Raw genomic sequence first — 19,152 nt, 5'->3', positions numbered from 1 at the left:
GCGTTGCCTCATGGATCAGGACGCGTCGTGCGCGCGTCCGGACGGCACGATGCGCGTCGCGAAACGCTGCGTGCCGTGTTGGTGAATGGTGAAGTCGATCGATGCCGCACCGATCGCGAACACGGCGGTGGCCAGCGTGTTCTCGTCGTCGGGATCGGCCGGATCGTCGCGGTAGATCGGCAGCCCTTCCGGCGCGCGATCGCCGAGCACGTCGAGCAGCGCGGCTTCGTCGATCGCGTCGATGCCGGGCGTCAGTGCGTCGACGCGGCGCTGGCGGTCGGCCGACGATTGCGTGACGATCTGCGCTTGTGCGTCGCAACCGGGATGCACGAGATGGTTCGCGTGACCCGCGAGCCGCGCGACGTCGATCACCGAACAGCGCGCGACGCTCGCTTCGATGCTCAGCAAGCGTTCATCGCCGGTCGCCCCGAGCGTGTGATGAAAACCGCTCGCGCGCGCATGCGCGCGCAACACGTCGACGGCCGCGTCGAGCGACGTCGCGTCGAGCACCGCACGCGCGAGGATCATGCGCGGCACGCCCGGCTGAGGCGTGCGGATCCGCAGATTGTTGATCGCTTGCGCTATGCCCGCGCGGTTCGCGGCAAACGTATGACCCGGCAGTGAACCGGGGTAATAGAAACTGATGAACCCCGGCTTGCCCGCCGGCTGCACGTCGACGAGCAGGCAACGCTCGCGCAGGAACGGATCGCCGTCCTCGTTGTGCGCGATCCAGCGCGTGCCGTTGGCGCCGCGCGCGGCGAGCGTCGTGCAGCCGTCCGGCGCGTTGTGGATCAGCTCGCCGCGGCAGTTCCACAGGAAGATGTCCTCGGCCGGCCAGCCGACGCCGGCCGCGATCCCGTCCAGCTCCGCGACGAGGTCGGGGTACGCGGCCAGCGCAGCCTGCCGCAGCGCATCGACGAATGGATGGCCGCGCCAGCGGCGCACGGCCTGCCATGCGCTGCTCTGCTGCATGTACGTGTCGAATACGGGGCGGGCAAGCTCGCCGAGGCGCACGCCGATGTCGAACGGCGCACCGGCGATGACGGGGGAAAGGGAAAGCGGCATGTCGGCTATTTCGGTTTCGTTCAGGACACGTGTTTCAGGAATTCCTTCAGGCGCGGCGTCGGCGGCCGGTCGATCAGGTCGACCGGATGGCCGTCCTCGGCAATGCCGCCCTGATCCATGAACAGCAGCCGCGTGCCGACCCGCTTCGCAAAGCCGATTTCGTGCGTGACGACGATCATCGTCATCCCTTCGGTCGCGAGATCCTGCATCACTTTCAGCACTTCGTGGCGCAATTCCGGATCGAGCGCCGACGTCGGCTCGTCGAACAGCATCAGCCGCGGCCGGATCGCGAGCGCACGCGCGATCGCGACGCGCTGCTGCTGGCCGCCCGACAGCTCCGACGGATAATGATTCGCGCGCGATTCGAGGCCGACCTTGTCGAGCAGCGCCATCGCCTGGTCGCGTGCGTCGGCGCGCGACGCGCCGCGCACCTGGATCGGCCCGAACATCACGTTCTCGAGCGCCGTCATTTGCGGAAACAGGTTGAACTGCTGGAACACCATCCCGGCTTCGAGCCGGATGTTGCGGATCGTCGTCGCGTTGCCGCGCACGCTCTGGCCGTCGACGAGCAGTTCGCCGCCGGTGATTTTCTCGAGCGCGTTGATACAGCGCAGCATCGTCGACTTGCCCGAGCCGGACGGGCCGATCACGACGACCACCTCGCCCGCGTCGATCTTCAGGTCGATGTGCTTCAGCACCGGCACGTGGCCGAAGCTCTTCGACACGTTCTGGAATTCGATCATGCTCATAGGATTCTCATCCTCTTCTCGACGAGCCGCAGCGTCAACGTCATGGCGCCGGTCAGCAACAGGTAGATGACGGCCACGGCGCTCCAGATCTCGACCGCCTGGAAATTGCCCGCGATGATTTCCTGCCCCTTGCGCGTCAGTTCGCCGACGCCGATCACGATGAACAGCGACGTGTCCTTCAGGCTCACGATGCACTGGTTGCCGAGCGGCGGAATCAGCCGCCGGAACGCGAGCGGCCCGACCACCTTGAGCAGCACGCGCGGCATCGACAAGCCCATCGCGAGCCCAGCTTCCGTCAGCCCCTTCGGGATCGACAGCAGCGCGCCGCGCACCACTTCCGCGAGATACGCGCCGGAATTCACCGTGATCGCGATGATCGCGGCCGTCAGGCCGTCGATGCGGATGTGCGCGAGCAGCGGCAGCGCGAAGTACAGGAACATCACCTGCACGACGATCGGCGTGCCGCGAATCAACTCAATATAGACCTGTGCGAGCACGTTCATCGCCTTCGGTCCGTATGCGCGGAACATCCCCGCGATCATCCCGACGACGAAGCCGCCCACCAGCCCGAAAAATGCGATGAACACCGTCAACCGGACCCCATCCATCAGGTCCGGCAACGCCGCCCAGATCGCCGACCAATCGAAATTCACTTGTCGCTCCCCGTTCGATTCAAGACCGGCGCGGCCACCCGGCCGCGCCATGGCGCGCCGTCGCGCTTACATCTTCGGCGGCTCGGCGCCGAACCACTTCTTGTAGATCTGCGCGTAACGGCCGTCGGCCTTGATCTTCACGAGCGACGCATTGACCTTCGGCACGAGCGGGCTGCCCTTCGGGAAACCCATCCCGTACTTGTCGCCGCTGACCGGCTGGCCCGCGACCTTCACCTTGCCCTTGCCTTCGTTGTTCACGAAGAACAGCACGTTCGGCGTGTCGTGCATCGCCGCGTCGACGCGGCCGGCTTCGAGCGCGAGGTAGGCCTGGTCGATGTTCGGGAACTGGCGGATCTCCTTCGGTTTCAGATGCGCCTTGATCCAGTCGATCGTCGCGGTGCCCGTCTTCGCGGCGATCACCTTGCCGTTCAGGTCGTCGATCGACTTGATCGACGTGTTGCCGGTCTGCACCATCGCGGCCAGGCCGCTGTCGTAGTACGGCGCGGAGAAGTCGATCGCCTTCTTGCGCTCTTCCTTGATCGTCATCCCCGACAGCGCGACGTCGATGTTCTGCGTCTGCAGCGCCGGGATCAGGCCCGCGAAATCCATCGGCTGGATCGTGTACTTCCAGCCCTGGTCCTTCGCGATCTCGGCCCACAGGTCGAGATCGAAGCCGACGTACTTGTCGCCCTGCTTGAACTCGAACGGCATGAACGACGTATCGGTCCCGACGACGAGCGTCTTGGTATCCGCGTGGGCGATGCTTGCGCCGAGCGCGGCGGCGACCGCGACGGCTTTCAGGAAGGAACGGCGACTCATGGTTTCTCTCCGCATGATTGAGCGATGTAACCGGCCAGCCGGCCGGCGGTAACGACGACATCAGGCCGCACCGCAACATGCGATGTCGAATTAGACCTTAGTGCAACATGTGTTGTCAAACGCGATACTACGACAACAAAAAAATCCGCAACGGATAAATGCATCGAGACAAACCCGGGCCGCGCGGGGAGGATTGATCGGAGGAAACGGGAAGAAGGCGGGACAGGACGTCCCGCCGGATCGCGCTGCCGCGAATGGCCGCGCGTGGGGAGAAGATGGCGGCGCCGTGCCGGGTGGCCGTGCGCGCGAAACCGGCAACCGCCGGCGCAGCTCAACGTGGGTTGCGGGATTCCCGGGACATTGCCGGACGGCGACGCGCCGATGCCGCGTCGATCACGCGGCCACCCCGCTCGCCTGATGCGACACGAGCCGCGCGTACGCGCCCTGCCGCGCCAGCAGGTCCACGTGGCTTCCCGCTTCGATCACGCTGCCCTGCTCCATCACGAGGATCAGGTCGGCATTGCGCACGGTCGACAACCGGTGCGCGATGATGATCGACGTGCGCTGCGTCATCAGGTCTTCCAGCGCCGCGCGGATCTGCTGCTCGCTGATCGTGTCCAGATGGGACGTCGCCTCGTCGAGGATCAGCACGGGCGCATCCTTCAGGAATGCACGCGCGATCGCGACGCGCTGGCGCTGGCCGCCCGACAGCTGCACGCCGCGCTCGCCGACGCGCGTCGCGAGCCCGTCCGGCAGCCGCGCAACGAAATCGCCGAGCGCCGCATGGTCGATCGCGCGCTGCACGTCCGCGCCGGACGCGTCGTTCGCGGCGAGCCGGATGTTCGTCTCCAGTGTGTCGTTGAACAGGTAGGTATCCTGCGCAACCAGCGCGATGTGCTGCCGCAGGTCGTCGAGCCGCAGGTCGCGCAGGTCGACGCCGCCGAGCGTCACGCGGCCCTGCTGCGGATCCCAGAAGCGCAGCAGCAGGCTCGCGACCGTCGACTTGCCGGCGCCCGACGCGCCGACCAGCGCGACCGTGCTGCCCGGCGGCACCTCGAAGCTCACGCGATCGATCGCGGGTACGCCGCGGCCCGGATAGGTGAACGACGCCGCCTCGAAACGCACGGCCGGATTGCCGGGCATCGCGTGCGTGCCGTCCGTCACGGTCACGGGCTCCTTCTCCAGCGCGCGCAAGCGGCGCGTCGACGCGATCGTGTCCGCCAGCTGGCGCGCAACCTGGCCGATTTCGGCCACCGGCATGAACGCGGCCACGGCGACCAGCACCAGTAGCGGCAACGACTCGTGCGGAAACCAGCCGCGCGCGCACAGCAGCGCACCAAGCGCCGCGACGGCCAGCCCGCCGAGGCCGCTCGCGACTTCCAGCGCGGCGCTTTGCGTCGACAGGTCGTCGAGCAGCTTCGCGCGCTGCCGGCGATACGCATCGACCTCGGCCAGGAACGCTTCCCGGCGGCGCACGATCGCCTGGAACGCGGTCAGTTCCGCGAGCCCCTGGATCGTTTCGGTCAGGTGCGCGCCGAGCTGGCCGAGCGCTTCGCGCGCGCCGGTGCCGAGCCGGTCGACGTCGCGCCGCGCGAGCACGGGCGCCAGCCCGGCCCACAGCAGGAACGGCAGCAGCACGAGCGCGAGCGGCCACGCAATCGACGCGAGCAGCACCAGCACGCCGGCCGGCACCAACACCGCGACGAACGCGGGCGCGAGTGTGTGCGCATAGAAATATTCGACGGTCTCGACGTCCTGCGTCGCGAGCGACACGAGATCGCCGGAACGGCGGCGCAGCAGTCCGGCCGGCGCGAGGCGTTCGAGCGTCGCGAACAGCGCGATGCGCATTTCCGCGAGCAGCCGGTACGCCATGTCGTGCGCGAGCCACGATTCGAGCCAGTGCAGCACGGCCGCCACCGGCGCGATCACGAGCAGCGCGACGACGAGCGTGGTGCTCACGTGGCCGGACGACACCGCACCGACCACCCGTGCGCCGATCACGCCGACGCCGATGAACGCGAGCACGCGGCCGATCCCGAACAGCACGGTCAGCGCCACCTTGCCCTTCCACGGCTGCACGAAGCGCAGCAGCGTCTGCAATGTTTCCGGCCAGCCGATCGTCGCCGCGTCGTCGTTCAGCGGCCGCACCTGCGGACCCGACGACGCACGCGCCGTGGCGCCTGCCGTCGCCGCCGCGCCGATGGATTCGGCGACCGCCTCCAGTTGCGGCCCCATCAGCCGGCGATACGGGCCGTCGCGCGCGATCAGCGCCGCGTGCGTGCCTTCGTCGACCACCTGCCCCTGGTCGAGCACGAGAATGCGGTCTGCGCCGATCACGCTGGACAACCGGTGCGCGAGCACGAGCGTCGTCCGGCCGCGCGTGAGCCGGTCGAGCGCCTGCTGGATCAGTGCTTCATTTTCCGCGTCGACCGACGACAGCGCCTCGTCGAGCAGCAGGATCGGCGCATCGCGCAGCAGCGCGCGGGCAATCGCGATGCGCTGGCGCTGGCCGCCGGACAGCATGAGCCCGCGTTCGCCGATGCGCGTCGCGTAGCCGTCGGGCAGCGCCGAAATGAAATCGTGCGCGTTGGCGGCGCGCGCGGCCGCGATCATGTCGGCATCGCTTGCATCGGGACGGCCGAGCCGCAGGTTGTCGGCCACGCTGCCATCGAACAGTGTCGCGTCCTGCGCGACCACCGCGATCATTTCGCGCACCTGGCCGGCGTCGAGCGTGCGCACGTCGTGGCCGCCGATCCGCACTGCACCGCCCTGTGCATCGTGCTGGCGCAGCAACAGGCGCACGATCGTGGACTTGCCCGCGCCGCTCGGCCCGACGATGGCGACCGTCTCGCCTTCGCGCACCGTGAAGCTCAGCGCCGCATGCGCATCCGCGCGGCGCCCCGGATACGCGAAGCTGACGTCGTCGAACGCGATCTCCGGCCGCAAGCCCGTCACGCGCGGCGCGTCGGCGGCCGGTGCCTGGCTGCCCGCGTCGAGCAGCGCATGGATCGCGTTCGCGGCCGACTGGCCGATCATCCCCTGGTGCAACACGGAACGCAGGTCGCGCAGCGGCCGGAAGATTTCGCTGCCGGCCATCAGCACGATCAGCAATGCCTCGAGACTCATGTCGCCGTGCCGCACGCGCCATGCGCCCACCGCGATCGCTGCGGCCGCGCCCAGGCCCGTGCCGAGATCGGTGAAGAACCGCGTCAGCAGGCCGAGCGCGAGCACCCAGAACGTGCTGTCGGACAGCGCACGCGCCTTCGCGGCCAGCTTCGCGCCGAATGCCGTGCTCTGCCCGAACGCCTTCAGCGTCGGCAGGCCCTGCACCGCGTCGAGAAACTCCTCGCCGAACGCCTTGAACGCGGCCGAGCGCGCGAGCGCCGCACGCTTGTCGGCACGATGCACGAGCTGCGGCAACGCGAGCGTCACGAGCGCCGCGACCAGCAGGATCGCGGCCGTCGGCACGTCCCACCATGCGAGCACCGCGAAGATCATGACCGGCGCGCACGCGGCGATCACGAGCTGCGGCAGGTAGACGCCGAAGAAGGTTTGCAGCTGCTCGACGCCGTCGACGACGGCCAGCATCACGCCGCCCGTGCGTTCGCCGCTGAACCACGCGGGGCCGAGCGCGGCGATCCGGTCGAACAGCCGCGCGCGCAGCGTGGCCTGTACGCGTCCGGCCGTATGCTGCGCGAGCACCGTGCGGCGATGGTCGAGCCACGCGCGCAACAGCACGCAGGCCGCCGTTGCAACGACGGCCTCGCCGATGCTGCGTACCGGCGCCCCGGAAAAAACCAGCGCCAGCACGCGCCCGAGAAATACGAAACGCAGGATGCCGACACCCATCGCGAGCAGCCCGAGCGCGACGGCCGCGGCTACGCGCCAGCGCAGTCCCGCCATCATTGCCCATAGTCGTCGGTCGAAATACATGTTGCCCTCCAGTCAGTAATTCGTTGCTTTTTTCTTGACCGGATCGAGGCTACCCGCGCCGTCCACGCGCGGCAAAAGATGATTTTTCAACGGGTGTTGAGTCAACTACAATACCCGCCATGTCGCACCTTCCTCCCCTCAGCGCACTGCGTGCTTTCGAAGCGGCCGTCCGCCTCGGCGGGTTCGCGCGCGCAGCGGTCGAGCTGAACGTGTCGACCAGCGCGGTCAGTCACCAGATCCGCTCGCTCGAGGAATCGCTGGGTGCGCGGCTGCTCGAACGCAGCACGGGGCTCGGCGGCATCGGCCTCACGCCGGCCGGCGCGCGCCTGCTGCCGGCCGTCAGCGATGCGCTGTCGCGTCTCACCGACGCGTGTGCCGAGATTCGCGGCACCGCGCAACGGCTGACCGTGTCTGCCAACGCGCCGTTTTCGTCGATGTGGCTCGCGCGCCGTCTCGCGGAATTCTCGTCGCTTCATCCCGAAACACCGCTGCATGCCGTCGTCCTCGACGAAGAACCGGATTTCGCGCGAAGCGGCGTCGATCTGGCGATCGTGCACGTGCCCGCGCACCGGCTGCGAGCCGACGACGACGTGCTGCTGCGGGAAACCGTGTTTCCGGTCTGCAGCCCCGAACTGTTTCCGTACGCATCGGGGCATGTGTGCCGCTCGCGGCTGCTGCAGGAAATGCACGAGGACAGCCCCGAGATCGACTGGCGCAACTGGACGTCGGAATTCGGTTTGCCGGGCGATTTCGAAACGAAGATCGTCCGATACAGCAGCTTCAGCCAGGTGATCGGCGCGGCGGTCGGCGGTGCGGGCATCGCGCTCGGCCGCGTGCCGCTGATCGAACCCGAACTGCGCAGCGGGCGCCTGGTGCCGCTGGTGCCGGGCCTCGCACGCGATGCGTCGTGGTGTTTCGTGCTGCGCCGCCATCCGTCGACGCGGCACCGGCTGCTCGACCCGTTGATCGCGTTCCTGCGCAGCGAAGCGGAAGCGCCGCCGTTCGTCGCGAAGATGGTTGCGCCCGCATCCAACGACAGTCACGCACGGGGCGCGGGCGGCGCCTGACGGGCCGGCACGTGAAGCCGGCCTCGCATCGCTTGCCGGCTGCTTACGGCGTAGCGAAGAACAGCGCGACGACGCACGCCATCCCGCCAAACCACACCAGCGAACGCAACGACGCCCAGTTCAGCAGGTACATCAGCGCATAGACGATGCGGATCGCGACGAACGCCATCGCAAGCTGATCGACGCGATGCACGTTCGCGCCGTTGTGCCATGCCACCACCAGCGCGGCCGTGAACAGCGCAAGCGCTTCCCATGAATTCTGATGCACAGCCTGGGCCCGGGCGCGCCAGCCTTCGAGCTTCGCCAGGTAATCGCGCGGCGCGCGATTGTCGTAGCCCTTGCGGGCCTTGGCCAGGAACGTCATCGGGAACGGCAACACCGCCACGATGAACAGGCACAGCTGGGACGTCGTCATCAAAGTCTCCTCCGTTATGATTACATTGATCAATGACAAGATCGCCGAGAGCTTAGCATTGCAGCACGCTGTTCGCGCACCGGTTTTCTAGACGGGAGACTCGGCCGCACCGGGTGCGGGCGGCCGCGACCGATCAGCGTGACCGCCAAAATTTCCACCAAATCGTCGACAAATACGTTAATTAAAACTGGTCGAACACCAATAAGATAGCGCTCAACACTACCCTGACGCACTATCGCGCCAGACCGCCGTTTCAATCCGCGCCGCCGCGCGCCGAACGACATCCGACCCGAGCCATCCCATGCCCCGTCCCATCGTCGCCCACATCCGCCCTGACGCCATCCGCCACAACCTCGACTTCATCCGCCGCACCGCCGCGCAATCGCGCGTGTGGGCCGTGATCAAGGCCAACGCGTACGGCCACGGCATCGAGCGCATCTACCCGGGCCTCGCGGCCGCCGACGGCATCGGGCTGCTCGATCTCGACGAAGCCGTGCGCGTGCGCGAACTCGGCTGGGACAAGCCCGTGCTGTTGCTCGAGGGCATCTTCGAGCCGGCCGACGTCGAACTGGCCGATCGCCACCGGCTGACGGTGACCGTGCACTGCGACGAGCAGCTCGACCTGCTGATCGCCGCGAAGCCGCAACAGCCGATCGACATCCAGCTCAAGATGAACTCCGGGATGAACCGGCTCGGCTATCGCCCCGGCGTTTTCCGTGCGGCGTGGGAGCGAGCGGCGAGCGCACCGTCGATCGGCAAGATCACGCTGATGATGCATTTCGCGAACGCCGACGAAGGCGAAGTCGACTGGCAGCTCGACCAGTTCGACGCGACCACGGCCGGCATTCCGGGCGAGCGCTCGGTGTCGAATTCGGCGGCCGTGCTGTGGCATCCGCGCGCGCACCGCGACTGGGTGCGGCCCGGCACGATCCTGTACGGCGCATCGCCGACGGGCGCGTCACGGCATATTGCCGACACGCCGCTGATGGCCGCGATGACGCTGACGAGCAAGCTCATCGGCGTGCAGACGCTGTCGCCGGAAGAAACCGTCGGCTACGGCCGCCGCTTCACGGCCGACCAGCCGATGCGGATCGGCGTCGTCGCGTGCGGTTACGCGGACGGCTATCCGCGCCACGCGCCGACCGGCACGCCGATCGCGGTGGACGGCGTGATGACGCGCATCGTCGGCCGCGTGTCGATGGACATGCTGACCGTCGACCTGACGCCGTGCCCGAACGCGGGCATCGGGTCGAGCGTCGAGCTGTGGGGTGACCAGGTGAAGGTGGACGATGTCGCGGAAGCCAGCGGCACGATCGGCTACGAGCTGATGTGCGCGCTCGCGCCCCGCGTGCCGGTCGTGATCGTGCCGCCCGGTGCGTCGACCGTGCAGCCGGCGCTGCGCACGGGGAGCTACGGGCGCTGATCGGCGTCGATGCACCTGCCGCGTTGACTGCGGGCCGCCTCGGGCGGCCCGTTTGCGTGCCGGCGTTTCGGCGTTTCGGCGTTTCGGCGTTTCGGCATTCCGGCATTCCGGCATTCCGGCATTCCGGCATTCCGGCATTCCGGCATTCCGGCATTCCGGCGTTCCGGCATTCGGGCGTGCCGGTGCGTAATTCACCGGGAACGCGTTACGAACGCCATGTCGGCTTCCGCTTTTCGAGGAACGCGTCGATCCCCTCGCCGGCATCCTCTTCCATCATGTTGCGCGCCATCACGTCGCCCGCATACGCATAGGCTTCATCGAGCGGCAACTCGCGCTGGCGATAGAACATCTGCTTGCCGTACCGCACCGCGGCCGGGCTCTTCGCGACGATCTCCGCCACCTTGCGCGCGATGGCCGCGTCGAGCGCGTCCTCGGGCACGGCCTCGTTGACGAGCCCCCACGCGGCAGCCGTCGCCGCATCGACGAAGCGCCCGGTCACGAGCATGTCGAACGCGCGCTTCACGGTGACGTTGCGGCTCAGCGCAACGGCCGGCGTCGAGCAGAACAGCCCGACGTTGATGCCCGATACCGCGAAGCGTGCGGTATCGGCGGCGATCGCGAGGTCGGATGCGGCAACGAGCTGGCAGCCGGCCGCCGTCGCGATGCCTTGCACGCGCGCGATCACCGGCACCGGCAATGCGCGCATCGCGAGCATCACGCGGCTGCACTGCGCGAACAGCGTGCGGTAGTAGCCGAGGTCGGGCTTGCCGCGCATCTGCCGCAGGTCGTGGCCCGCGCAGAATGCCTTGCCCTCGGCGGCCAGCACCACGCAGCGCACGTGCGGATCGGCCGCCAGCGTATCGAACGCATCGTGCAGGCTCGCGAGCATCGCCTCGGACAACGCATTGAATTGCTGCGGGCGATTCAACCGCAGCGTGACGACGCCGTCGTGATCTTCACGCAGCAGGATCGGCTCGGCAGTCTCTTGATCGGGTTCCATGGTGTTTCGCTCGTCGAATGCGGCAGGATTCGTTTCGGCACAAACGCGCGGCCGGCACAGACGCGCGTTCGCGGCCGGTCGAAGAAATGGTCCTCCACATTCCGTGTCGCGTCCAGTCACGCGCGTTGCGTCATGCCGTCCGTGCGGCAAAAGCGGCGCTCGCATAGGCGACGCATCCGAGCGCCGCGACCGCCCACAGCGCGTCGGTCAGATCCGGCAACAGTATCGTCGCGGCGCCGGCGATGGCCACGCCGAACAGGCTTCCGGCCTGTCTCGCCGCATTGAGGAAACCGGATGCCACGCCGGCCGCATCCGCGGGCACCTGTTCGAGCACGGTCGCGATCATCGGCGCCACCGACAACGCGGTGCCGGTGCCGAACGCGGCCATGGCCGCCCAGACCACCGGCCACGGCGCACGCAGCGTGAGCGCGACGGCGATCGCCGGAATGGCCAGCGCCGCCATCCCGAGACCGTTTGCCATCAGCGTGACCGGGCGCACCCGGTCATGCAGCTTTCCCGACAGCAGGTTGCCGAGCGACAGGCTCAGCGCGAACGGCAACAGCGTCATCCCGGTCTGCCGCGCACTCATGCCGAAGCGCCCGTGCAGGTACAGGCTCAGCACGAACAGCAACCCGAAGTAGCCGACGTAGACGAGGCTGCCCATCAGGTTCATCGCGACGAAGACGCGATTGCGAAACCACGCCAGCGGCACCATCGGATGACGCGCACGCCGCTCGACCACGACCAGCACGGCTGCCGCGCACGCGGCGGCCAGCAGCGCGCAGCGGACTTCCGCCGCCCCCGGCCCGCGCGTCGGCAATTCGATCACCGCAAAACACAGCGCGCCGAGCGCCGCCGCACCGACACCCTGGCCGGCCCAGTCGAACGGGTGCGCATGCCGCGCGGTCGACGCCGCGACGAGCACGGCCGCCCCGGCAAAAGCGACCGCGCCGGTCGGCACATTGATCAGGAACGCGCTGCGCCAGCCGAAATCGTCGACGAGGATGCCGCCCAGCACCGGCCCCACCGCGACCGCAACCGACGCGATGCCGGCCCAGACCGCGATCGCCCGTGCCCGCTCGGCCGGCACGTCGAAGGTGCTGCGCACGACCGCGAGCGACGCGGGCAAAAAGAGCGCGGCGCCCATGCCCTGCACGAAGCGCGCGGCCACGAGGATCGCCACGGACGACGCGACGCCGCACGCCGCCGATGCGGCGACGAACAGCGCCAGCCCCGCGAGATACACATGCTTCGCGCCGAACCGGTCGGACAGCGCGCCGCCCGCGAGGATCAGCGCGGCGAAGCTGAGCGTATAGGCGTCGACGATCCACGCGAGTTCGGCGACCGTCGCGCCGAGGCTCGTGCGCATCGCGGGCAGCGCCACGTTGACGATCGTCGAATCGAGGACCGCCATGAACATGCCGATCGCGACCAGCGCCAGCGTGAAGCGCTGCTCACGCGCCGTCGGGCGGCTCGCGGCCGTCAGGGGAACGGAAACGGGAACGGGATTGCAATCGGACATGACACCTCCAGGCAGATGCCGGGAGTCTAGGAACGGTGCGCGATGCAGAAAAGTGATAATTTCGCATTTGCCTGATGCAGATCTGCATCCCCCTGCCCGTCCGCCGCCGCTTGCCCGATGACACAATCGATCCGCATGAACTGGGACAACGCCCGCTTCTTCCTCGCCCTGGCGCGCACCGGCACGCTGCGCGGCGCCGCGGCGCAGCTGAATGTCGATCAGGCGACGGTGGGACGCCGGATCGCCGCGCTCGAGGACGAGCTCTCGGCCCGCCTGTTTCTGCGCACGCCGGCCCTCTATGTGCTGACGACCGCCGGCGAAGCGCTGCTCGAGCCGGCCGAAACGATGGAACGGGCGTCGCTCACGATCGAGCGCCGCGTGATGGGGCTCGACGAGCAATTGGCCGGGTCCGTGCGCATCGCCACGACCGACTCGCTCGGCAAGCGCTTCGTGGTGCCGGCGATCGCCCGCCTGCGGCGCAGGCATGCGGGCATCGACGTCGTGTGCGTGACGTCGGCGGAAATCGCCAACCTCACGCGCCGCGAAGCCGACCTCGCGATCCGCACGTTGCGGCCGGAATCGCCGGACCTGATCGTCAGGCGGCTCGGGCATCTCGAAACGGGCATCTACGCATCGCGCCGCTACCTGGCCGAGCGCGGCGAACCGGTCGCGGGTAGCGCGTTCGACGGACACGATCTGGTGATGTACCAGCAGCCGGTGGTGCCGACGATGTGGGACGCGCTGTGCGGCGAACCGACTTCGCGCGGCCGCGTGATGTTCCAGACATCGTCGACGATGATGCTGGTGGAAGCCGCGCTGGCGGGGCTCGGCATTGCGGAGCTGCCGTGCTTTCGCGCCGATGCCGAACCGGAACTGGTGCGTCTGATGGCGCGGCGCTGCAATCATTTCGACGTGTGGCTCGTCGCCCACGCCGATCTCTACAAGACCGCGCGCGTGCAGGCCGTGATCGAAGCCGTGGTCGACGAATTCGCGACCGCCGGGCCCGCCGCCCTATAGCGGGCCGCCGCGTCAGCGCGCGGCCGGCTGGCGCGCGCTGCGCCACATGCGCACGCCCGACCACAGGTGCCCGGCGCCCGCGCCGAAAAACACCGCACCCATCACACCGAAGGTCAGCACGTCGCCCCAGATCGCGCCGAACGTATTCAGCCGAGCGGTCATCGCGGGCGCGTCGGGCGCGTAGCGGACCTCGACCGTCGCGCCGTCCTGCTCGCTGACCTCACCGCCCTGCGGATACTCGACGTGCTCGCCCGCGAGCGTCGTGAACGCGATCTCCGGGTGATGCGGGCCTGCGTTCAGCTTGACGACGCGGCCCGGCACGACGACCGACGTCCGCAGAAATTCGCGCGTCGACTGCGCATACAGCGCGACACCGGTCAGCAAGCCCGCGCCGACCAAGGTAAAGAGGACGCCTTTCGCGAACAGCGTCTCCATGCGCTGCGCCGCGGTGCGGCCGGATTCGGACGCCATCTCGCTCGCCTCACGGACGCGACTGATAGAACGACACGTCGATCTTCGATTGCGCCTTGCAGCGGTACATCACGCCGCGCCCCGTTTCGTCGGTCATGCCTTCGTACGGGCCGTTGCAGCCCGTGATCTTGTATTGCGCGAACGGAATGCGCTTGCCGTCGGTCGGCCGGACCAGCACCGGGATACGCCCGGTCGGGCCATCGCCGATCATGCGCACGAGTATCATGCGCGCCGCATCGATCGGCGCGGCGGAACGCATGTAGACCGTGCGCCCCTGTGCGTCGGTCGTGCCTTCGACTTCGAGCTCCCGGCTGTCCTGGGCCGCGCTCGTGTAAAGCGCAAACGCATAGTGCGTGTTCGGCAGCGCCTGTTTCGTCGCGGGATCGTGCAGCACGAAATAGCACCCGTTGACGCCCTTTCCGGCCGTTGCCTGCCCGTCGACCTGCGTAGGGTTGCACGTATAGGACGAACCGCTGCCGGCGGCAGCCTGCGGTGCATTCTGCTGTCCGGTGTCTGCACATCCGCCCATCAGCGCAGCCGCCAGCGTCACGCATGCGCCGCGCACGAGCGTCGCCCGATCGATCTTGATTTTCATTGGAAGGTATCCCGTTCCTGATTGTTGTGGATGCCGGGCGTGCTGCGTATGACGCGCAGGCACGCCGCCCTCGGCATCCGGCAGGATACGGACATCATCGTGCGCTGTAAATTGCGAGCGCCGCCGGCCATGCGACGCCGCTACCCGCCGCTACCCGCCACTACCCGCCGCTTGCGACGCGCGCGATCGTCTGGCGCAGCCAGATGTGTGCGGCGTCGCCGTGCCGGCGTTCATGCCAGTGTTGCGCGAACTCGAACGAATCGATCGGGAACGGCGGGTCGAACACGCGCAGCCGCGCGTCGTCGCGCACGCGATCGAGATTGCGGCGCGCGACGGTCAGCACGAGATCGGTGCCCGCGATCAGGTCGTTCGCGACACCCCAGAACGGCAGGATCACCGCGATGTGCCGCTCGTGCCGCAGCCGCGCGAGCGCGCGATCGACCTCGTTGTCCATCCCGTCGCGCATCGCGACGAGTGCGTGCGGCCGCGCGAGCCACGCGTCGAGCGCGAGTTCGCCGCGGCGCGGCAGGCGGCTCGCGTCGGCCACGCACGCGAACGACTCGACGAACAGCGGCTGGGCATGCAGGTCGCGCTGCAATGCAGGCAGCACGCCGAGCGCGAGATCGACCTCGCCGTCCATCAGTTGCATCCGCATCGCCTCGCGCGTGGCCTGCGACACGATCAACTCGATGCCCGGCGCGTCGGCGCGCAGCGTCTTCACGAGCGCGGGCAGCACGATCCGCGCACCGTAGTCGGACATCGCGATCCGAAAGACCCGTGTGGCCGCCGATGGATCGAAAGCCGGCGGCTCGATCAGCGCGCCGAGCCGCCCGAGGACGTCGTTCAGCGGCTCGACCAGTTCGTTCGCGCGCGCGGTCAGCTCGAGCCGGCCCGCGCGCCGCACGAGCAGCGGATCGCCGAAGATCTCGCGCAGCCGCGCGAGCGCATGGCTCACGGCCGGTTGGCTCCGGTGCAGCCGGAGCGCCGCGCGCGAGATGTGATGTTCGCTCAGCAACACATGCAGCGTGACGAGCAGGTTCAGGTCAATGCGGGCGAGATTATTCATGGCACGAATATGAAGCATCCGAAAGACGAATTTCCATTCGCCATCTTAATGGATGACAATCTTTTCGACACCCTTTCAAGACCGACCAAGATGACGACTCCGCTTTCCTTCGCCACCCTTCCGCTCGCCGTCGCGGCGTTCGTCGCCGGCGCGCTCGTGCCGCTGCAAGGCGGCAGCAATGCCGCGCTCGGGCGCGCGCTCGGCCACCCGCTATGGGCCAGCGTCGCGTCGCTGACGGTCAGCCTGCTCGCGGTGCTGCCGGTGCTGCTGGCGACGCGTGCGAACGCGCCGCTGATCGGCGACGCGCTGCAGCGCCCGCTGTGGATGTGGCTCGGCGGCCTCGCGGGCGTGATCTACATCACGCTCGCACTGATCCTGACGCCGCGGCTCGGCGCGACGACCTTCATCGTCTGCGTCGTCGCCGGGCAGGTGCTCGCGTCGCTGCTGATCGACCACTACGGGTTGATGGGGCTCGCGCAGCGGCTCGCGACACCCGGCCGCATCGCGGGCGTCGCGCTGATCTTCGCGGGGATGATCGTCGTGCAGTGGCAGACGCCCGCGCCGGTTGCGGCGGGCAACGCGGCGGCCGCGCAACCCGAACCGCAGCCTTGACGGCGAAGCTGGCGGGCCCGCGGCGGCCCGATGCGCGTCAGCCTGCGAGCTTCTTCAGCGCGTCGAGCACCGCGTCGCCCTTGAACGGCTTCACGATCCAGCCCTTCACGCCGGCCGCCTTGCCGCGCTCCTTCATCGCCGGGCTGCTTTCGGTCGTCAGCATCACGACGTTGACCGACGTGTTCGCCAGTTCGCCGCGGATCTTCTCGACCATCGTCAGGCCGTCCATGTTCGGCATGTTCACGTCGCTGATCACGAGGCGCACGCCGGGCGTCGCCTTGAGCTTCGCGAGCCCGTCCTTGCCGTCGACGGCCGTCGCGACGTCGAGCCCGTGATTGCGCAGGAAACCCGCGACCTCGTCGCGCACCGTGCCCGAATCGTCGACCACCAGAATCTTTGCCATGCTGTATTCCCCTTTCCTTGTTGCGACTTCAACATTCAAAACAGTTCGAGTTCACCCGATTCGACCATCGGCCCGACGTCCTGCACCGATTCGCGGAAATCCTCCGGCGACCAGCTGAGGCTGAACACGAAGCGCTGGTCGAGACAGACGGAGCGGCCCGATGCCGGATCGGTCATCCGGTACTTGAAGCAGAGCTGCGGACAGTCGCCGCCGAACGAGATGAACTTCTGCTTGTGATTGACGACGAGCGGCACCTGCACCGGATGGCGCGCCAGTGCCTCGGCGTCGCCGAGATAGCGGTTCTTGAACGCGCCCCACACGAGGTTCGTCAGTTCGCCGAGCACGCTGTTCACGTCGCGGAAATCCGGCGCGCGGCCGTCGTCGCGCGTGCCGCCGATCATGTCGAGCAGCGGCTGCTCGCTCGTCTGCAGCAGCATGTAGCCGCGGCACCACGCGCTTTCGAGCGCGATCAGGCTGAACACTTCGCCGAAGATGATCTGGTCGCGGACGATGCACGGCGTTTCGTGCTCGATCGTCAGGCCCGGGAACAGGCTGTCGAGGCGCGCCTCGGTGATCTCCGAGATGCCGCGCACGAGCGCGTTCGGGTAATCGCGGCCGAACAGGTATTCGTCGATCGCGCGCTTGAGCGGCGTCATGTCGTCCGCGACGTAGGCCGCGCATGCCACGCGCGCGAGTGCATCGGGCAGCCCGTCGCGCGACGCGAGCGATTCGCGGCGCAGGATGATCGGCAGCTCGGGGCGCAGCGCATCGATCTGGGTTGCGATGATCGCGCTCTCGGCCGGCGAACCGCCGTAATCCTCGGCCAGCAGGATCGCGCCGAGGTCGATGTTCGAGCGCAGCACCTTCAGCAGCCGGCTGCGCCGCACGGTCAGGCCGACCAGGTTGTGCTCGTCGCAGAAGCGCTTGATCGCATCGGCGTGTGCACGGCTGTCGTCGAGGACGAGCACCTTGCTGACGGGTTGGTCTTCGGTCATCTCGCGGATTCCTAATGGTCGGTCAGGGTCGGTCAGAACAGTTCGAGCTCGCCGCCGGTATCCACGGCAGCAGTTTCCGGCAGATGGAAATCGACCGGCGCGTTCGCGCACACGCACAGCGTCGCGCCGACCCGCACGTCGCCGTCGAGCGTCAGGTCGTACGCGGCCACGTGGTCGGGTGCGAGCGCGGGCAGGTAGTCGATGCTCGCGCCGCTCAGCAGGTACGGCGTCGACATCCCGAGATCGGGGAACGGCGCGGTCAGCGCCTGGTTGATCGCGCCGCAACACAGGTTCGCGACTTCCATGAATGCTTCGGGCAGCGGCCGCTGGCTGCTCGTACCCGCGCTCGCGCCGGCGAAATGGCGACGCGTCGCGTCGTCGTCGCTGAAGCGCAGCGCGAGCAGCAGGCGGAAATGCAGTGCCGAGATCGTCAGCACCGCGACATGCTCGGGCACCTTCGGCTGCGACCGCGACCTCGCCTGCGCGCGATCATGCCCGTCGTGTTCGTGGCCGGCGGACGGCCGGATGTCGCACGCGCCGCCGGACGCGAGCCGCGTGCGCGCCGCATCGAAGAAGATCCGCTCGAAGCCGGCCCTGGCCTGCGCGCTGATCACGCCGCCTCTCCTTCGATGCGCGCGTGCAGTTGCCCGGCCAGCGTCTCGACGGTCGCGAGCGCGGCCGTGATCATCTTGCCGCCGGCCTGGATGTCCTGGAACGTCGCGGCCGTCACGAGATCGTTGCGGTTCAGGCTGTCGCGATAGCTGTTCGACAATTGCTGCGAGCGCGCGGCCAACCCGCGCACCTCGCTCGCGACGATCGAGAAGCCGCGTCCGGCCGACCCCGCGCGCGCGGCCTCGATCGACGCGTTCAGCGACACGATCGACACGTGCGCGACGATCGCCGACAGCTCCTGGTTCTTCGTGCGCATGTCCTGGTTCTGCGTGGTCAGCGAGATCATCTGCTCGTGCCAGCGCTCGAACGTGCCGGCAAGCCCGCGCAGGCGCGCGGCTTCGTCGGCGATCTTCTGCGCGTGCTGCGCGAGCGCGACGCGATCCGCCGACAGCGCCTGCAGTGCGTCACGCTGCGTGCCCGCCGCGGTCGCCTCGCTCGCCAGCGCATCCTCGAGCTGCGCCTCGCGTTGCGCCCATGCGTCGGCCGCCTCCGCGTGCGCGGACGCCGCTTCTTCCGCGCGTGCGTCGGCGGCGTCGAGCGCACCGCGCAACGTGTCCACGTCGTGCGCCATTGCCGCGACGAGCCGCCCGCGCGTCACGCGAAACACGACCGCCGCCACCACCGCGACGACCACACCGCCCGCCAATGCAGCGGCTACCTGAATCATCCACGCCT

At 68.4% G+C, this 19,152-nt stretch carries 19 protein-coding genes; 4 read left to right on the top strand and 15 right to left on the bottom strand.

The features are described 5' to 3' along the window. Positions 1-15: 15 nt before the first annotated feature. The 5 genes from HWX87_RS00165 to HWX87_RS00145 all read right to left on the bottom strand — a co-directional run bounded on the left by HWX87_RS00165 (position 16) and on the right by HWX87_RS00145 (position 7,219). Positions 16-1,065 (bottom strand): C45 family peptidase, encoded by a 1,050-nt coding sequence (locus tag HWX87_RS00165; protein ID WP_176045088.1) that lies wholly within the window; start codon positions 1,063-1,065, stop codon positions 16-18. 20 nt (positions 1,066-1,085) lie between these two features. Then, positions 1,086-1,814, bottom strand: a complete 729-nt coding sequence (gene glnQ / locus HWX87_RS00160) for a glutamine ABC transporter ATP-binding protein GlnQ (RefSeq protein ID WP_059237091.1) — start codon at positions 1,812-1,814, stop codon at positions 1,086-1,088. Next, positions 1,811-2,518 (bottom strand): glutamine ABC transporter permease GlnP, encoded by a 708-nt coding sequence (gene glnP / locus HWX87_RS00155; RefSeq protein ID WP_176045087.1) that lies wholly within the window; start codon positions 2,516-2,518, stop codon positions 1,811-1,813. The genes glnQ and glnP overlap by 4 nt, the downstream gene beginning before the upstream one ends. A 15-nt stretch (positions 2,519-2,533) precedes the next feature. Then, positions 2,534-3,286: a glutamine ABC transporter substrate-binding protein GlnH gene (glnH, locus tag HWX87_RS00150; protein ID WP_176045086.1), complete on the bottom strand. Its 753-nt coding sequence runs from the start codon at positions 3,284-3,286 to the stop codon at positions 2,534-2,536. Between the two features lie 393 nt (positions 3,287-3,679). Continuing rightward, complete coding sequence (locus tag HWX87_RS00145; RefSeq protein ID WP_176045085.1) at positions 3,680-7,219, bottom strand: ABC transporter ATP-binding protein; 3,540 nt, start codon at positions 7,217-7,219, stop codon at positions 3,680-3,682. A 119-nt stretch (positions 7,220-7,338) separates the two neighbouring features. On the opposite strand from HWX87_RS00145, the gene HWX87_RS00140 reads away from it, so the two are divergent. After that, complete coding sequence (locus HWX87_RS00140) at positions 7,339-8,286, top strand: LysR family transcriptional regulator (RefSeq protein WP_176045084.1); 948 nt, start codon at positions 7,339-7,341, stop codon at positions 8,284-8,286. Between the two features lie 43 nt (positions 8,287-8,329). Here the strand turns inward: HWX87_RS00140 and HWX87_RS00135 are convergent, their stop codons facing one another. After that, on the bottom strand, positions 8,330-8,701 hold the full coding sequence (locus HWX87_RS00135; protein WP_176045083.1) for an MAPEG family protein: 372 nt from the start codon (positions 8,699-8,701) through the stop codon (positions 8,330-8,332). A gap of 301 nt (positions 8,702-9,002) precedes the next feature. Here HWX87_RS00135 and alr point away from each other — a divergent pair, with 301 nt between their 5' ends. Continuing rightward, the gene (gene alr / locus HWX87_RS00130) at positions 9,003-10,124 is read left to right on the top strand and encodes an alanine racemase (protein WP_176045082.1); all 1,122 of its coding nucleotides are present in this window, start codon (positions 9,003-9,005) and stop codon (positions 10,122-10,124) included. A gap of 205 nt (positions 10,125-10,329) precedes the next feature. Here alr and HWX87_RS00125 read toward each other — a convergent pair whose 3' ends face one another. Continuing rightward, entirely contained in the window at positions 10,330-11,124 is a 795-nt protein-coding gene (locus HWX87_RS00125) for an enoyl-CoA hydratase (RefSeq protein ID WP_176045081.1), read from the bottom strand. A gap of 130 nt (positions 11,125-11,254) precedes the next feature. Continuing rightward, positions 11,255-12,646, bottom strand: coding sequence for an MFS transporter (locus HWX87_RS00120; protein WP_176045080.1), 1,392 nt, complete (start codon positions 12,644-12,646; stop codon positions 11,255-11,257). Between the two features lie 135 nt (positions 12,647-12,781). On the opposite strand from HWX87_RS00120, the gene HWX87_RS00115 reads away from it, so the two are divergent. Beyond that, positions 12,782-13,663: a LysR family transcriptional regulator gene (locus HWX87_RS00115; protein ID WP_176045698.1), complete on the top strand. Its 882-nt coding sequence runs from the start codon at positions 12,782-12,784 to the stop codon at positions 13,661-13,663. Positions 13,664-13,675: 12 nt separating this feature from the next. Here HWX87_RS00115 and HWX87_RS00110 read toward each other — a convergent pair whose 3' ends face one another. From HWX87_RS00110 to HWX87_RS00100, 3 genes are all read right to left on the bottom strand, one after another. Next, positions 13,676-14,134 (bottom strand): DUF3592 domain-containing protein, encoded by a 459-nt coding sequence (locus tag HWX87_RS00110; RefSeq protein ID WP_176045079.1) that lies wholly within the window; start codon positions 14,132-14,134, stop codon positions 13,676-13,678. A 10-nt stretch (positions 14,135-14,144) separates the two neighbouring features. Beyond that, the gene (locus HWX87_RS00105; RefSeq protein WP_176045078.1) at positions 14,145-14,729 is read right to left on the bottom strand and encodes a hypothetical protein; all 585 of its coding nucleotides are present in this window, start codon (positions 14,727-14,729) and stop codon (positions 14,145-14,147) included. Positions 14,730-14,889: 160 nt separating this feature from the next. Then, a complete protein-coding gene (locus tag HWX87_RS00100) occupies positions 14,890-15,795 on the bottom strand; it encodes a LysR family transcriptional regulator (RefSeq protein ID WP_176045077.1) in 906 nt (301 codons plus the stop codon). 90 nt (positions 15,796-15,885) lie between these two features. On the opposite strand from HWX87_RS00100, the gene HWX87_RS00095 reads away from it, so the two are divergent. Continuing rightward, positions 15,886-16,407: a DMT family transporter gene (locus HWX87_RS00095; RefSeq protein WP_176045076.1), complete on the top strand. Its 522-nt coding sequence runs from the start codon at positions 15,886-15,888 to the stop codon at positions 16,405-16,407. Positions 16,408-16,444: 37 nt separating this feature from the next. On the opposite strand, the gene HWX87_RS00090 is transcribed toward HWX87_RS00095, so the two are convergent. From HWX87_RS00090 to HWX87_RS00075, 4 genes are read right to left on the bottom strand one after another with little or no spacing between them, the layout of a single operon-like run. Continuing rightward, positions 16,445-16,810, bottom strand: a complete 366-nt coding sequence (locus tag HWX87_RS00090) for a response regulator (protein WP_006765703.1) — start codon at positions 16,808-16,810, stop codon at positions 16,445-16,447. A gap of 35 nt (positions 16,811-16,845) precedes the next feature. Then, positions 16,846-17,805, bottom strand: coding sequence for a chemotaxis protein CheX (locus HWX87_RS00085; RefSeq protein ID WP_176045075.1), 960 nt, complete (start codon positions 17,803-17,805; stop codon positions 16,846-16,848). Between the two features lie 32 nt (positions 17,806-17,837). Continuing rightward, positions 17,838-18,419 carry a hypothetical protein gene (locus HWX87_RS00080; RefSeq protein WP_176045074.1) on the bottom strand — a complete coding sequence of 194 codons (582 nt, stop codon included), beginning with the start codon at positions 18,417-18,419 and terminating at the stop codon, positions 17,838-17,840. Further along, positions 18,416-19,144 carry a methyl-accepting chemotaxis protein gene (locus tag HWX87_RS00075; RefSeq protein ID WP_176045073.1) on the bottom strand — a complete coding sequence of 243 codons (729 nt, stop codon included), beginning with the start codon at positions 19,142-19,144 and terminating at the stop codon, positions 18,416-18,418. The genes HWX87_RS00080 and HWX87_RS00075 overlap by 4 nt, the downstream gene beginning before the upstream one ends. Between the last annotated feature and the right edge of the window lie 8 nt (positions 19,145-19,152).

Origin of the sequence: Burkholderia sp. BCC1644 (assembly GCF_902833225.1) — a bacterium.
GTDB lineage: Bacteria > Pseudomonadota > Gammaproteobacteria > Burkholderiales > Burkholderiaceae > Burkholderia.
The sequence above is the reverse complement of the archived record's forward strand: the minus strand, read 5'-3'. Positions and strand labels throughout refer to the sequence as shown.

What these genes read in the sequence shown, in the direction of transcription:
- HWX87_RS00165 (WP_176045088.1), bottom strand. Translation starts at nt 1,065, where the DNA reads ATGCCGCTTTCCCTTTCCCCCGTCATCGCCGGTGCGCCGTTCGACATC.
- glnQ (WP_059237091.1), bottom strand. Translation starts at nt 1,814, where the DNA reads ATGAGCATGATCGAATTCCAGAACGTGTCGAAGAGCTTCGGCCACGTG.
- glnP (WP_176045087.1), bottom strand. Translation starts at nt 2,518, where the DNA reads ATGGCGCGGCCGGGTGGCCGCGCCGGTCTTGAATCGAACGGGGAGCGA.
- glnH (WP_176045086.1), bottom strand. Translation starts at nt 3,286, where the DNA reads ATGAGTCGCCGTTCCTTCCTGAAAGCCGTCGCGGTCGCCGCCGCGCTC.
- HWX87_RS00145 (WP_176045085.1), bottom strand. Translation starts at nt 7,219, where the DNA reads ATGTATTTCGACCGACGACTATGGGCAATGATGGCGGGACTGCGCTGG.
- HWX87_RS00140 (WP_176045084.1), top strand. Translation starts at nt 7,339, where the DNA reads ATGTCGCACCTTCCTCCCCTCAGCGCACTGCGTGCTTTCGAAGCGGCC.
- HWX87_RS00135 (WP_176045083.1), bottom strand. Translation starts at nt 8,701, where the DNA reads ATGACGACGTCCCAGCTGTGCCTGTTCATCGTGGCGGTGTTGCCGTTC.
- alr (WP_176045082.1), top strand. Translation starts at nt 9,003, where the DNA reads ATGCCCCGTCCCATCGTCGCCCACATCCGCCCTGACGCCATCCGCCAC.
- HWX87_RS00125 (WP_176045081.1), bottom strand. Translation starts at nt 11,124, where the DNA reads ATGGAACCCGATCAAGAGACTGCCGAGCCGATCCTGCTGCGTGAAGAT.
- HWX87_RS00120 (WP_176045080.1), bottom strand. Translation starts at nt 12,646, where the DNA reads ATGTCCGATTGCAATCCCGTTCCCGTTTCCGTTCCCCTGACGGCCGCG.
- HWX87_RS00115 (WP_176045698.1), top strand. Translation starts at nt 12,782, where the DNA reads ATGAACTGGGACAACGCCCGCTTCTTCCTCGCCCTGGCGCGCACCGGC.
- HWX87_RS00110 (WP_176045079.1), bottom strand. Translation starts at nt 14,134, where the DNA reads ATGGCGTCCGAATCCGGCCGCACCGCGGCGCAGCGCATGGAGACGCTG.
- HWX87_RS00105 (WP_176045078.1), bottom strand. Translation starts at nt 14,729, where the DNA reads ATGAAAATCAAGATCGATCGGGCGACGCTCGTGCGCGGCGCATGCGTG.
- HWX87_RS00100 (WP_176045077.1), bottom strand. Translation starts at nt 15,795, where the DNA reads ATGAATAATCTCGCCCGCATTGACCTGAACCTGCTCGTCACGCTGCAT.
- HWX87_RS00095 (WP_176045076.1), top strand. Translation starts at nt 15,886, where the DNA reads ATGACGACTCCGCTTTCCTTCGCCACCCTTCCGCTCGCCGTCGCGGCG.
- HWX87_RS00090 (WP_006765703.1), bottom strand. Translation starts at nt 16,810, where the DNA reads ATGGCAAAGATTCTGGTGGTCGACGATTCGGGCACGGTGCGCGACGAG.
- HWX87_RS00085 (WP_176045075.1), bottom strand. Translation starts at nt 17,805, where the DNA reads ATGACCGAAGACCAACCCGTCAGCAAGGTGCTCGTCCTCGACGACAGC.
- HWX87_RS00075 (WP_176045073.1), bottom strand. Translation starts at nt 19,144, where the DNA reads ATGATTCAGGTAGCCGCTGCATTGGCGGGCGGTGTGGTCGTCGCGGTG.